The sequence below is a fragment of the Prevotella sp. DNF00663 genome, from assembly GCF_001553265.1.
Classification (GTDB): domain Bacteria; phylum Bacteroidota; class Bacteroidia; order Bacteroidales; family Bacteroidaceae; genus Prevotella.
The window spans coordinates 57,593-71,078 of the sequence record NZ_KQ960659.1; the positions used below are offsets into that span (position 1 = coordinate 57,593).

A 13,486-nucleotide genomic window follows, 5' to 3' on the forward strand; every position below is an offset into this window, starting at 1 on the left:
TTCATTGTAAAATAGTATAAAGGACTGTAGGGACTCAGCCTTAAGCCGAGGCTAGTCCCTGCAGATGAGCCTTGTCCAACTGTGCTTTTGCATAGTCGAGTGACACTTCAAAGTTCTTCACATGTTTCGATGGAATCTCGAACATGGCATCCATGATCACCGACTCAACGATAGAACGCAGTCCACGAGCACCAAGTTTGTACTCCACAGCCTTGTCTACGATGAAGTCGAGCGTATCTTTAGCGAACGACAATTCAATGCCATCCATCTCAAAAAGCTTCACGTATTGCTTGATAATCGAGTTTTTCGGTTCTTCAAGAATGCGTCGCAAAGCATCTCTATCAAGCGGATTGAGATAAGTAAGTACCGGCAAACGACCGATAATCTCAGGTATCAAACCAAATGATTTCAGGTCTTGCGGGAGTATATACTTCATCAAATCCGTCTTATCTACGTTACGAACGTTCTGCACAGAGTTATATCCTACCACATGAGTATTCAATCGTTGCGCTATCTTACGTTCTATTCCATCGAACGCACCGCCACAAATAAATAGAATATTCTTCGTGTCTACGTGGATATACTCTTGATCCGGATGCTTACGACCACCCTGTGGAGGTACGTTTACCATCGTTCCTTCGAGCAGTTTCAAGAGTCCTTGCTGTACACCTTCGCCACTGACATCGCGCGTAATGGAAGGATTATCGCTCTTACGAGCAATCTTATCTATCTCATCGATGAACACGATACCGCGCTCAGCAGCTGGAACATCATAGTTAGCCACCTGCAACAAGCGGCTCAAAATGCTCTCAACATCCTCTCCTACATATCCTGCTTCGGTGAATACGGTAGCATCTACAATGGTAAAAGGAACGTCAAGCAACTTCGCTATGGTGCGAGCCAAAAGGGTTTTACCTGTTCCTGTGCTTCCCACCATAATAATATTGCTCTTCTCAATCTCCACTCCACTCTCGTCTTTCGGTTGTTGCAGACGCTTATAGTGGTTATAGACCGATACCGACAGATAGCGTTTGGCCTCATCTTGGCCTATGATATACTGATCAAGATATTTCTTGATTTCCTTCGGCTTCGGCACTTTCTTGAGTTTGAAGGCTTCTCCCTCCTTCTTTTCCTGAGCATTAGGAGCTGTGATGCCTGTAGACTTTACAATCTCATAGGCTTGTTGTGCACAGTTCTCACAGATGTATCCATTAAGTCCTGTAATCAACAATTTCACCTCTTTCTCACTTCTTCCGCAGAAGCTACATACCTTTTTCTGTGTTGACATCTTTGCCTTCGTTTATTTCTTACGCACAAGTACGGTATCTATCATACCATACTCCTTGGCCTCTTCCGCGTTCATCCAGTAGTTGCGATCCGAGTCTTGCCATACTTTCTCAAAGGGAGTATGCGAGTGATTTGATATAATGGTATAGAGTTCTTTTTTGAACTTCTGGATTTCCTTGGCTTCAATCTCAATATCGGAAGCCTGTCCTTGCACGCCACCAAGTGGCTGATGAATCATCACACGGCTATGAGTCAATGCCGAGCGCTTGCCTTCTTGACCGGAAACGAGCAATACGGCAGCCATCGAAGCAGCCATACCGGTACAGATAGTAGCCACATCGCTGGAGATAAACTGCATCGTATCGTAGATACCCAAGCCGGCTGTGACGCTTCCACCGGGGCTATTGATGTAAATAGAAATATCTTTTCCGCTGTCTACAGAGTCCAAATACAGCAACTGTGCTTGCAATGTATTGGCGGTATAGTCGTCAATTTCAGTTCCAAGGAAGATGATACGATCCATCATCAAACGCGAGAACACATCCATCTGTGTCACGTTCAACTGGCGTTCTTCCAAAATATAGGGATTCAAATATTGTGCCTGCGCCTTTACCACATCATCAATCATCATCCCGTTCATACCGAGATGCTTGGTGGCATACTTTCTAAAATCGTTCATTTGTTATTTTTTCCTTTCGTTTATGTAGATAAAAATAGAGGTTAACGACCCTCTTTTCAAATCTTGTAGGAACAAAGATAATAAAAAAAGTCGATAACCTCTTAATGATAAGAAGTTTTTTTATGTCGACAAATGCGAAAACTTCGCACCGACAACTTCCTTGAATTATTCTTCCATCAGTTTGTTGAAGTCGTCAAGAGAGATTTCTTTCTCATTCAACTTCACAACATTCTTCAAGACAGCACCGAGCTTACGGTCAACAGCTCTGTTCACGAAGCCATCGAGATTCTCACGCTTCTTCAACAATTCCTGAGCTCCCTGCTCGATATATTCTTCAGGAATATTGTTCATACCGTACTGTGCAAACTGAGCACGAGTGGTCTCCTTAGCCGACTCAAGTACGTCTGCATCTTCCACCTTAATATTATGTGCTGCCACCAGCTGCTCCTTAATCAAGTGCCATGTCAACTCCTTGATGCTCTGCTCATAGTTCTTTTCTACGAACTCTTCGCCACGCTCCTTGTTGTTTTGCAGCATAACGCGCTTCAACAATGCATCAGGATATTCGAGTTTACCAACTTTCTTCTCGCAGTATGCACGTACATCGAGGATAAACTTGTAATCGCTATCGGTTGCCAACTGAGCCTTCAAGCCCTCAGCAATCTTATCGCGGAACTCCTTCTCATCCTTTACTGCATCCTTACCAAAGACACTATCAAACAATTCTTGGTCTACTGCGTGCTTCTGGAAGCGCTGTATTTCTGTAATCTGATAGCTGAAATCACCGGTATGTTCGCCCACCTGTGCACGATCAATCTTCAACAATGAAGATACTTCTGTGTCATTTTCAGGATATGCTTTGCGAGGATTGAAGGTAATAATATCACCCAGCTTAGCACCATCGAAGAGTTTCTTCTGGTCGTCTACCTTGATATAGCTAGGCATCAACGCCGCAGCCTCAACCGTGATACCACCTTCTTTGGTGTTACCCTGCTCGTCGAGCTCGCGCAAATCGCCTTTCAACATATCGTTTTCTTGATAGTCTTCAACCTTACCATAGTTGCCTGAGCGAGACGCAAACATATCTACTTGGCGATCGATAAGCGCATCGTCTACGGTAATATTGTAATAGTCAATCTTGTTATGACCATTCAAATCGCACTGGAATTCAGGTGCTACAGCAATATCAAAGGCGAATGTGTAAGGAGCTTCCTTTGATAAGTCTTGTGGTTCCTGCTTCTCTGAAGGAAGAGGTTCGCCCAACATCTGAATCTTATTGTCTTGGATATACTTGTAAAGTTGGTCACCTACGAACTTGTTGATAGCGTCCATCTTGGCAGACTCGCCGAATTGCTTCTTGATAAGTCCCATAGGAACCATACCGGGACGGAATCCCGGAAAGTTAGCCTTCTTGCGATAATCTTTCAATGTCTTCTCGACTTGCTCTTTGTAATCTGCTTCTTCGACTGTAACGGTCAACAGACCATTGATCTTGTCGGGATTTTCAAATGAGATATTCATCTTCGATGTTTTGTTTATTATTTATGTTTTTTATTATTCTTGTTCTTTCATTAAGCAAAGACCATGCCAAAAGCCGGTAACTGCCAATACTTTACAATGGGATGCAAAATTACAAAATTAACTGTGTTCCTGCAATAAGTTAACTTCTTTTTTAGTATTTCTTACAAATCTTATAGACGCCGCGCCGCTTTTCTCCGTATCTTTTATTATTTTTGCGGTCTATATATACGCAATACAAAATATAATAGGCATTAGATTATGTTGAAATTCAAGTACTCGCTCTTAGCAGCGATGGCCCTGCTATCGTGCACATTTACGTCTTGTATTCAGGACGAAGCACAGAATGCAGAAGCCGACATTACAGCTTGTGCTTTGACCAATACAAGCATGCTCATTCGTACTCCGGTTATCACCAACGACGAGGTGAAGTTCTATATCAACGGTTGGAACGATGTAACCAAGCTCGCTCCCACTTTTACACTCACCGATGGAGCAACTATAGAACCAGCAAGCGGAACTGTAAGAAACTTCATGACACCCCAAACTTACACCGTCACTTCGCAAGACGGACAATGGAAAAAGACCTACAAAGTGTCTTTCATCTCTGACGACCCGGCCACAACGTATCATTTTGAAAAAATCAAATACTTCGTCGAAAAAGACTATATACACGGGAATGGTCAAGATAAAGAGTACTACCAAATATTTACTGACAACACATCCGACGGCGGAATCATGGATTGGGCTAGCGGAAATGCCGGTTACAAGATAACACATAGCCAAGACACCCCCGACACTTACCCCACTTGTCAAGCCGAAAATGGGTTCATCGGAAAGTGCGTCAAGCTGGAGACAAAGGATACTGGCAAGCTTGGTAAGATGTTCAAAGCACCGATAGCAGCTGGCAACTTATTCACAGGAGAGTTCTCCAGCAACCTCTTTGTAGCCAATATGGCCACACTAACCCACTTTGGTGTACCCTTCCGTAAGACTCCAACTTACCTGACAGGTTTCTACAAATACAAGGCAGGAGCAAAGGTTACCGATGCCAATCTAGACGAGGTAAAAGGTCAAAAAGATACATTCGACGTCTATGCAGTATTCTTCGAGACTTCTAAAGACACACCTTATCTCGACGGCACAAACTCGCTCACAAGCCCCAATATCGTCTCTATGGCACGCCTCACCGAAAAGAAAGAGACCGACGAATGGACGTTCTTCTCCATCAAATTCCAACCCATGAACGGCAAAACCATTGATGCCAACAAGCTCAAAGAGGGCAAATACAGTTTGGCTATCGTCATGTCTTCGAGCATCGATGGCGCAAAATTCATTGGAGCAGTGGGCAGCACGCTCTATATAGACGAAATGGAATTGCTTTACGAATAACTTTAAACAATGAAAATCAAATTCACTTTGGCATTGCTCTTTGCAGCCGTAGCCACCAACATACAAGCGCAACAAGAGCGCGATCAAAACATTATCAACTCCGAGAAAAACGGATGGGAGTACGAAGTTCGTGCCGGTATCAACATCGGTGGGGCTACCCCGATCCCCCTTCCTGTCGAGATTCGCAGCATCGACAGTTATAATCCTAAGTTCGCAGGTTCGATTGAAGGTATCGTCACACACTGGTTTGATAGCCAAAAGCAGTGGGGCATGTCTGCCGGATTGCGTTTAGAGAACAAGGGAATGGAAACTGGTGCCACGGTCAAGAACTACAGTACCGAGATTATCAACGACGGTAACCGCGTTGCCGGCTACTGGACTGGTTATGTAAAGACCAAATATAGCAATACGTTGCTCACTCTTCCAGTCATGGCCAACTACCGTTTCAACAATCGCTGGAAGGTTCGTGCAGGCCTATTCGCATCGCTACGACTCGACGGCGACTTCTCCGGACACGTGTCAGACGGTTATCTGCGTCAAGGAAATCCCACAGGTGAGAAGATAGTATTCAACGATGGGAAGACCGCAACTTACGATTTTACCAACGACTTACGACGTTGGCAATGGGGCGCACAGATAGGTGGAACATGGCGAGCATACAAACATTTCTCGGTAAATGCCGACTTCACATGGGCTTTCTCCAATATCTTTAAGGGCGACTTCAAGACCATTACGTTCAATATGTACCCTGTATATCTAAACGTAGGGTTCGGTTATCAGTTCTAAGCAGACAGAAACAAAGGGCTACAAAGCCATACATTGAGCACCGGGGACAATCTAACGAAAATGGAGATTGGGCCCGGTTTACGTATCAAATAAATAGAATAACAATTGATAAACAATGCAAACCTAAAAGCATTCGGCTACATCGGGAGTATACTTTCGGACAAACATAGAGCCATTACTTATATACCATGGTTGTATGCAGTTTTATTTCATTCTATTCTTTTTAGAGTTTCCATTATCTCTGAATATATCTTTGGCTTCTTTTGTTCATCTAAGTTAACTCCTTCAATGATTTGCTTTATAAATCCTTTCTTATCAACAATAAAGGTTGTTGGATAGCTTTTAACTCCTAAAACATTATTTAGAAACTCCTTTTGATTTGGAATTATTCGAAATGCAAATGAAGGATTCTCGTCATTTAAATATGTATTAAGTTGATTAGATTTAAAAAAGTTTCTTATTGATACAGAGTTATCAAATGTAACTCCTAGTAAAATATAATTATCCTTATTAAGACTGTCCTTAAGTGCATTAAGATAAGGGAGTTCTTTTATGCAAGGACCGCAAGATACACTCCAACAATAAATGATTAAAAACTTACCTGTCAATTCACTAGTTTTAATCTGAATATTATGAATATCAACAAAGTCTTTTAAAGGAAACTTTTTATTTAGCCATTGAGACTTAATCGTAAAATCGTCTTCATTAATAAATTTTATCATCCAAACAATGCTATCTCCTTTCTTAATATTACTAAGTATCTGAAAAGGCGATTTACCTGTTTTATACAAACTATCCATCTCAGACATTTCATAGTAAGTATTAGTCAAAGTCTCTCTAAATATATTATGCTTATTATTCTTAAACATAGGAGAATCTTTCAACGATGAAAATTGTCCAAATGAATCTATTTGATTGAATATCATTATTATGAAGAACAGGAGCATTCTAGTCGAATTACTTTTTCTCATAAGCTTTATATTTAGTTTATGTGATTATATACAATATTGCAATTTACAACTTTCTATTTCGTGTTCAAAGCATTTTTTATCCTTTATAATACACTATAAGCCACGAAAAAAAAGGAAATGACACAAATAAACAAATAGTTTATCAAAACGTATCGAACTCTTACAAATATGCAATTGCCCAAAACCGTACGAACTTTGCCGTCCGGTGCGGGAGAATGCTAAGCGAAAATCGGGTAAACTTACAAACTCATCAACCCAGAAAACTACTCCGCTTCGCGCTTTCTCTTCTCTTCGTCTATCGTTTGGAAGTCTTTTTTGCGCAACACGAAACTGTTACTCAAGTATTTCTCACGTACAATCTTATTACTAGCCAACTCTTCCGGATTACCTTGAAACAATATCTTACCCTCGAATAAAAGGTAAGCACGATCAGTAATCGTGAGTGTTTCCTGCACGTTGTGGTCGGTAATCAAAATACCGATATTGCGATATTTCAACTGCCAGACGATGTGCTGAATGTCTTCAACAGCAATAGGGTCGACACCAGCAAAGGGTTCGTCGAGCATAATAAACTTAGGATTGATAGCCAAACAACGCGCTATCTCGGTACGACGACGCTCACCTCCAGACAGTTGATCGCCTTTATTCTTGCGCACCTTACCCAAGCGAAACTCGCGAATCAACGTTTCCAAGCGTTCAAGTTGCTGTTCGTGGTTGAGCTGTGTCATCTCCAATACCGACATGATATTGTCTTCCACACTCATCTTACGAAACACACTGGCCTCTTGAGGCAGGTATCCGATACCTTTACGGGCACGCTTATACACCGGATCATAGGTTATTTCCTCGTCGTTGATGTACACATGTCCCTCGTTCGGCACCACCAATCCCGTCGTCATATAGAACGAAGTGGTCTTGCCGGCACCATTCGGTCCCAACAATCCTACGATTTCTCCTTGTCGCACATTGATACTTACACCGTTGGCCACCGTGCGCTTTCCATAGCGCTTCACCAGTCCCTCGGTGCGCAACACCATTCTTTCTTTATCGCCATGCAACTGTACGTTGTCCGTCTCGTTCATCGTTTTATCATTTCGTTGTTTCGATGCAAAGATAAAAAGAAAAATCGGAAGTCGTCCTATTTTTCCTAAAGAGTGCTATTCTGTGATATTAACAGGATGTCATATCTACGTCAAAAACGAAATCGGGATGCCCGTTTGAGACATCCCGATTTTGATTATTGTTTGTGAAAAACTCGTTCGTTAAGCATATTCAAGGCTGGTTCTGTAAATTAGCTTTGTTAGATTTTGAGCTTTTTTTGAGGTCAAAATGCAAGAGAGTGAAGGAGTGTAGCGAGCTACACGACTGAACGAACTTACATTTTGAACCAAAAAGAAGCCAAAAGATAGCAAAACGTATTTCATAAAAATTTAATGACTATATGCGGTGGTAATTTATAGAACCAGCCTCAAATGTTTCTGAGCGATTTTATCAGCTTTATCCTCGTTCGCCACATTGACCTCCGAGAGCGTAAAACTCTTCTTGTCGGGCGAGAAAGTTAGTGTATAGTAGGCCGACGTACCGGTGGGTTTATCTACCAACTGAAGCTTCCCATCAACATAGGTGAAACGATATTTCTCATCTTTCGACTTAAATTCATTCTTGCTATCAGCCCAAACCACGACGGCATTGCTTGTTTTGTCGAAAGCGACCGTAGGCACTGTGATACCATTTGTAGCCTCTTCGGCCGTTGCCATATTAGTCCATTTACCTTCCAAAGTAACAGAATTTACCATCTCTTTTGTCATACTTTTCTCAGCTTCCATGACTCCGTTTTTATCACAAGAAACCATACCTACTGATACAATTAGAGCGAAAATCAGCGTAAAAATTTTGTTATTGCCCATTTTGTTATCCTTTCAATTAAATAATAACATTTGCGTTTATTGCGCTGCAATAATTAATATGCAAATTCCATACACACAACTTTTTTAAATATTTTTTCAAAATTTGAATCGCGAAAGAGATTTTATTAACATCTCAACTAGCCCATTCAGATATTAATATATCCCCACTTCTCAGTCTTAACTCTTCACCCTTAATTTACTGCAAGCTTGGAGCAACGATGCTGAGAAGCTACTTCAGCACTGCTGAAAAGTTCATGCAGCAATACTGCCAAGCCTCCGCAATATACAAAGATTTCGTTATTATCAAGTCCATATCCCCAAAGAGAGACGGTGTACACACCACAGCTGTCCCAACAAAATAGTGCAAAGCAAGCCCCATCAACATTAAATTTGCACATGTCTTTGATTTGCTGTAACTTTGTCGATACCGAGTTTGAAGCCTCGGCCATTCTAATCTGTATCGTAATATGAAAATAGTCTATGGTTTTGCCCAGTCGCCTTTTGGCGAAATAGTGGTTGCTCGAACGTTCGAAGGATTCTGCGATGTGCAGTTTCTAGGCACCAATCGCATGGCTGTCATTCACGAGTTGGCAGCGCGTTGGGGTACTTATACAGAGACGGTACAAAATGACACGATAGCCCAAACCGTTGAGCGCGTCATCTTCGAAGGCTATCAGCACGAGCTGCCCATACGGCTTTATGGAACCGATTTCCAACGTTCGGTGTGGCAAGAGGTACAGAAGATTCCGTTTGGCACCACTATGTCATATCAAGAACTTGCTACCCGGCTGGGTAAACCGAGTGCCGTTCGTGCCGTGGCTACAGCCGTGGCACGCAATCCTTTGGCCATGATAGTGCCATGTCATCGCGTCGTACATAAAGACGGAACAACCGGACAATACCATTGGGGGGCAGAACTCAAGAAACAACTTATTGCATGGGAAAAGTCGAAGTTGACTCGATAAGCCGTCAGGCCGTCACTCCCGACGAACTCTTCTCGCTCGTAGGCGACATCCTGCGAGCCGATGGAACAGTACCCGTAAGCAAGATGATGCACGACGTATTGGTACTTGCGTGCCACGAAGCGCTCATGGGGACACACCAATCTTTCGGCAATCTCTTTGCACAGGTAGACTTCCTCTGTCGGCATCATCATGTATCGATAGCCGATACAGTGGCAATCCAACGCATGAGACACGACAGTAACCGCAATGAACAGCTCTCTGCCGAACAACTAGGCTACGACTTACGTGCATTGGCCGTATTTATATCAGCTATCTTCCATGTAGATATTCCCTCATCATTGGTTGGCAAATTGCCTACCCTCTCTGCCCGACCGGGACGTGAGATACACCACATAGACTATCGATACTTGCGCTGTATCGTGCGTACCTATAACGAACAGCACTTCACAGCCGTGGTCGATGCCGATGTAGAAGAGTACACGGTGACGGTAGACTATGCTACCGAACCACACCTTATATATATATATGAATTGTTACACGAGGGGGTACAGCTCAATCTGTTGGACTTTAGCGTGGCCGACGGTGGCGAGAAAAATCACTTGATACCCCTTCCGTCATCGGTCATCGTGGTGGAACCCGATTATCTGATAGACATTAGTAGCATTGCACGATGCTTCACCGACTATGGCCATCACCCTCTTTCATACGTCGTCAACAGCATGTCTCCGGCCGCAAACTCGCAAGCCATCCTCGTGGGAAACTTTGCCGGAGCCGCCCTCGACGACATTATCAACTGTGGGGGCAACTATTCGTGGAGCGAGACATTTAAGAATAATTTCAAAGAGAAGGCACTGGAATACTGTACATGCGACGACCTGAATCGTCGGGAGAACTTTAAAGTGGCGGCGCAACGACAGGTAGAAAATATAAAAGAGGCAGTAGACCAACTCTTCGATCATGATTTCGACCGTGAAAAAGCGATTCTCGAACCCTCGTTTGTTTGCGAGCGACTCGGTATCCAAGGACGTGTCGACTTGATGACAACCGACTTTGAACTGTTGGTGGAACAGAAATCAGGCAGCAATTTCAGCATACAGACCGGCCGCCCTAATGAATATGGCAGCTTCCAAAAAGAAGACCACTACGTACAGTTGCTACTCTATTACGGAGTATTGAGACAGAACTTCAACCTCAGAAGCAACAAGACCGACATACGACTGCTCTACTCCAAGTACCCTTTACCGGGCGGTTTAGTGGTAGTCAACTACTACCGAAAACTGTTTCAGGAGGCCATTCTATTTCGCAACCGACTGGTAGCTGCGAAATACGACATGGCTTTGAACGGTTTTGAAAAAATACTTCCACAGCTCAATCCTGCTACTTTGAACGAAGCAGGACTGGACAATCGCTTTTTCCAACAGTGGATATTACCACAAATCAAAGCCGTAACCGAACCGTTGACACGACTCTCCCGACTGGAACATGCATACTATTGCCGTATGATGACCTTTGTGTATCGGGAGCAATTGGTATCGAAGGTGGGAGCTCAAGAAGGTGTTGGCAATTCTACAGCCGACCTTTGGAACATGCCGTTGGCACAGAAGAAGGAGACCGGCAACATTTATACTGACTTGCAAATCATCAAACGCACGAAGAGTTCGGCTTACAATGGATACGACACAATAACCCTTGACGTACCCACACAGGGCGAAGACTTCTTGCCGAACTTCCGTCGTGGCGACATGATTTATCTCTATGCGTATCGCCATGGAGACGTACCCGATGTGCGTAAAGCTTTACTTTTCAAGGGCGCATTGGTGGAAATTACGACCGGCAGACTCGTCGTGCACCTCAACGATGGACAGCAAAATCCTCATATCTTATCGCCCGAAGCCGACGACGGCATGTGCTATGCTATTGAGCATGGAGGTAATCTAGGGGCTACCTCGTCTATCCGCAGCCTTCATAAATTTATTACCGCACCACAATCGCGCCGCGACCTGCTTTTGGGACAGCGTGCGCCACGCATCGACCGTTGCGTGACGCTCTCACAAAGCTATCATCCCGACTACGACAATATTGTGTTGCACGCTCGGCAGGCAATGGATTATTTCCTGTTGGTAGGGCCTCCCGGCACCGGGAAAACGAGCATGGCACTACAGTATTTGGTACGCGAATTCCTCGCACATCAAGAGGAGAACCCCTCCATACTGCTGATGAGTTACACCAATCGAGCCGTAGACGAAATCTGCGGAATGCTTTCAGAGCATAGACTTCCTTATATTAGAATAGGTAATGAGTATACTTGCGATGCAAGATTCCACGACCAGCTGCTCAGCAACCTGATAGAAGAGAGTCCTAGACTCGATGTCATCAAGCAGCGATTGCTCGGTATGCCCATCATTGTAGGGACTACCAGCACTATTCAGAACAAGTCGTATATCTTCGATTTGAAGCACTTCACACTCGCCATCGTGGACGAAGCAAGCCAAATATTGGAACCCGGACTGGTGGGATTGCTCACCTATCCCGACCGTTTTATACTCATTGGCGACCACAAACAGTTGCCGGCCGTGGTGCAACAAGACGCTTCAGAGTCGGAAGTGGATATTCCTGAATTGGTAGACATAGAACTAGACAACTGCCGCCATTCGCTTTTCGAGCGATTGGTGCGTTGGGAACGCCACGAACATCGTACCGACTTTGTAGGCGTATTGAATCGACAAGGGCGTATGCACCCTGATATTGCCGACTTCCCGGCACAGCAATTCTATGCCAACGAACAGTTGCAAGCCGTGCCACTCCCCCATCAGCGCGAGACGCGATTGCCCTATTTAGCGCCTGCCAAAGACAGTATGGACGAGCTATTAAAGTCTCATCGCATGGTATTTATTGCCTCCCAATACTGTCGGCAGCCTCATCTCTCGGATAAAGTGAACACACACGAGGCCGCCATTGTAGCCGATGTAGTAGAGCGCATCTATCGTTTTTATGGCGAACGGTTTGATGTTTCGAAGACCATCGGGGTCATTGTGCCTTACCGTAATCAGATTGCCATGATACGAAAATGTATCGAGAAACTGGGTATCCCGGCTTTGGAACAAATCAGTATCGACACTGTAGAACGCTATCAGGGTAGCCAGCGCGATGTCATCGTGTACTCGTTTACCATCCAACATAGCTATCAACTTGATTTCTTAGCTGCTACTTGCTTCTTGGAAGACGGACAAATCATCGACCGCAAACTCAATGTGGCGTTGACACGCGCCCGTCAACAACTGATATTGACGGGCAATCGAGACATATTACAAGGCAATCGCCTTTTCTCGCAGTTAATGAAATATGTGGAAGAGAAAGGCGGAATGCTAAGATAAGAATATTCTATCATCTCGTTTATTAGGTACTCTGATATTGTAAGCATTTCCATTTGTGTATAAATTGCTATACAAAATTCATGCTTAAGAAGCCTTTGCCACCCTATATAAGTTATATGTGGGTGTACTCATATCTCCTATGGTGAGAGTTTAGGCTTCAGTATTGATACTTGCGAAGATGCCGTGCATGATGTGGGAAAGCTACCTTTTGTTACAGTTGTAACAATGGATGACGGACTTATAAACGAAGAGAAAGGACGCATATATAGTAGCCATAAATCCCTGTGGAATCAAAGTAGATAAACCGATTGACTTTAACGGTAGGCAGCTACAATTGGTATACTCAGTAGGTAGAGCCACTTATAATCAGAAACAGCATACTGTGAAACTTGGAGCCGTTAGTGCAAGTATCTTCCATGTGATGCCTTGACGCAAGCTTGTAACAAACAAATTATAGATAACAAGAATGAAATAGCGAAATAAAAGTTATATATAGATGTAAAAATTCTATCCTAAAAACTTACAAAATATTCATACATATCTTAATATTTGCAAGTAGTAAATAGCCCATCAAATATATCACTTTAGAGAAAAGAAGCTCAAAACC

The 13,486-nt window shown here is 43.5% G+C and carries 11 protein-coding genes; 4 read left to right on the top strand and 7 right to left on the bottom strand.

What is annotated here, in order from left to right; genetic code table 11:
- Window positions 1–40: 40 nt before the first annotated feature.
- The 3 genes from clpX to tig form a co-directional block, all read right to left on the bottom strand.
- Window positions 41–1,288 (bottom strand): ATP-dependent Clp protease ATP-binding subunit ClpX, encoded by a 1,248-nt coding sequence (gene clpX, locus HMPREF3034_RS10480; RefSeq protein WP_036899440.1) that lies wholly within the window; start codon window positions 1,286–1,288, stop codon window positions 41–43.
- 12 nt (window positions 1,289–1,300) lie between these two features.
- Window positions 1,301–1,966, bottom strand: coding sequence for an ATP-dependent Clp endopeptidase proteolytic subunit ClpP (gene clpP / locus HMPREF3034_RS10485; RefSeq protein ID WP_036899445.1), 666 nt, complete (start codon window positions 1,964–1,966; stop codon window positions 1,301–1,303).
- A 165-nt stretch (window positions 1,967–2,131) separates the two neighbouring features.
- Window positions 2,132–3,487, bottom strand: a complete 1,356-nt coding sequence (tig, locus tag HMPREF3034_RS10490) for a trigger factor (RefSeq protein ID WP_036899448.1) — start codon at window positions 3,485–3,487, stop codon at window positions 2,132–2,134.
- Between the two features lie 258 nt (window positions 3,488–3,745).
- On the opposite strand from tig, the gene HMPREF3034_RS10495 reads away from it, so the two are divergent.
- Together HMPREF3034_RS10495 and HMPREF3034_RS10500 are read left to right on the top strand one after the other, a co-directional pair.
- On the top strand, window positions 3,746–4,876 hold the full coding sequence (locus HMPREF3034_RS10495; RefSeq protein WP_036899450.1) for a PCMD domain-containing protein: 1,131 nt from the start codon (window positions 3,746–3,748) through the stop codon (window positions 4,874–4,876).
- A gap of 9 nt (window positions 4,877–4,885) precedes the next feature.
- Window positions 4,886–5,662: a porin family protein gene (locus HMPREF3034_RS10500; RefSeq protein WP_036899455.1), complete on the top strand. Its 777-nt coding sequence runs from the start codon at window positions 4,886–4,888 to the stop codon at window positions 5,660–5,662.
- Window positions 5,663–5,871: 209 nt separating this feature from the next.
- Here the strand turns inward: HMPREF3034_RS10500 and HMPREF3034_RS10505 are convergent, their stop codons facing one another.
- The 4 genes from HMPREF3034_RS10505 to HMPREF3034_RS10520 form a co-directional block, all read right to left on the bottom strand.
- Window positions 5,872–6,531, bottom strand: a complete 660-nt coding sequence (locus HMPREF3034_RS10505; protein ID WP_197421763.1) for a peroxiredoxin family protein — start codon at window positions 6,529–6,531, stop codon at window positions 5,872–5,874.
- A 365-nt stretch (window positions 6,532–6,896) separates the two neighbouring features.
- Window positions 6,897–7,715, bottom strand: a complete 819-nt coding sequence (gene lptB / locus HMPREF3034_RS10510; RefSeq protein ID WP_036899461.1) for an LPS export ABC transporter ATP-binding protein — start codon at window positions 7,713–7,715, stop codon at window positions 6,897–6,899.
- 372 nt (window positions 7,716–8,087) lie between these two features.
- Window positions 8,088–8,540, bottom strand: coding sequence for a hypothetical protein (locus tag HMPREF3034_RS10515; protein ID WP_156431115.1), 453 nt, complete (start codon window positions 8,538–8,540; stop codon window positions 8,088–8,090).
- Between the two features lie 191 nt (window positions 8,541–8,731).
- Window positions 8,732–8,989 (bottom strand): hypothetical protein, encoded by a 258-nt coding sequence (locus tag HMPREF3034_RS10520; protein WP_062435420.1) that lies wholly within the window; start codon window positions 8,987–8,989, stop codon window positions 8,732–8,734.
- 18 nt (window positions 8,990–9,007) lie between these two features.
- On the opposite strand from HMPREF3034_RS10520, the gene HMPREF3034_RS10525 reads away from it, so the two are divergent.
- Both HMPREF3034_RS10525 and HMPREF3034_RS10530 read left to right on the top strand, forming a co-directional pair.
- Entirely contained in the window at window positions 9,008–9,505 is a 498-nt protein-coding gene (locus tag HMPREF3034_RS10525; RefSeq protein WP_036899470.1) for a methylated-DNA--[protein]-cysteine S-methyltransferase, read from the top strand.
- Window positions 9,478–12,879: a DEAD/DEAH box helicase gene (locus tag HMPREF3034_RS10530; RefSeq protein WP_052052948.1), complete on the top strand. Its 3,402-nt coding sequence runs from the start codon at window positions 9,478–9,480 to the stop codon at window positions 12,877–12,879. The genes HMPREF3034_RS10525 and HMPREF3034_RS10530 overlap by 28 nt, the downstream gene beginning before the upstream one ends.
- The last annotated feature ends 607 nt before the right edge of the window (window positions 12,880–13,486 follow it).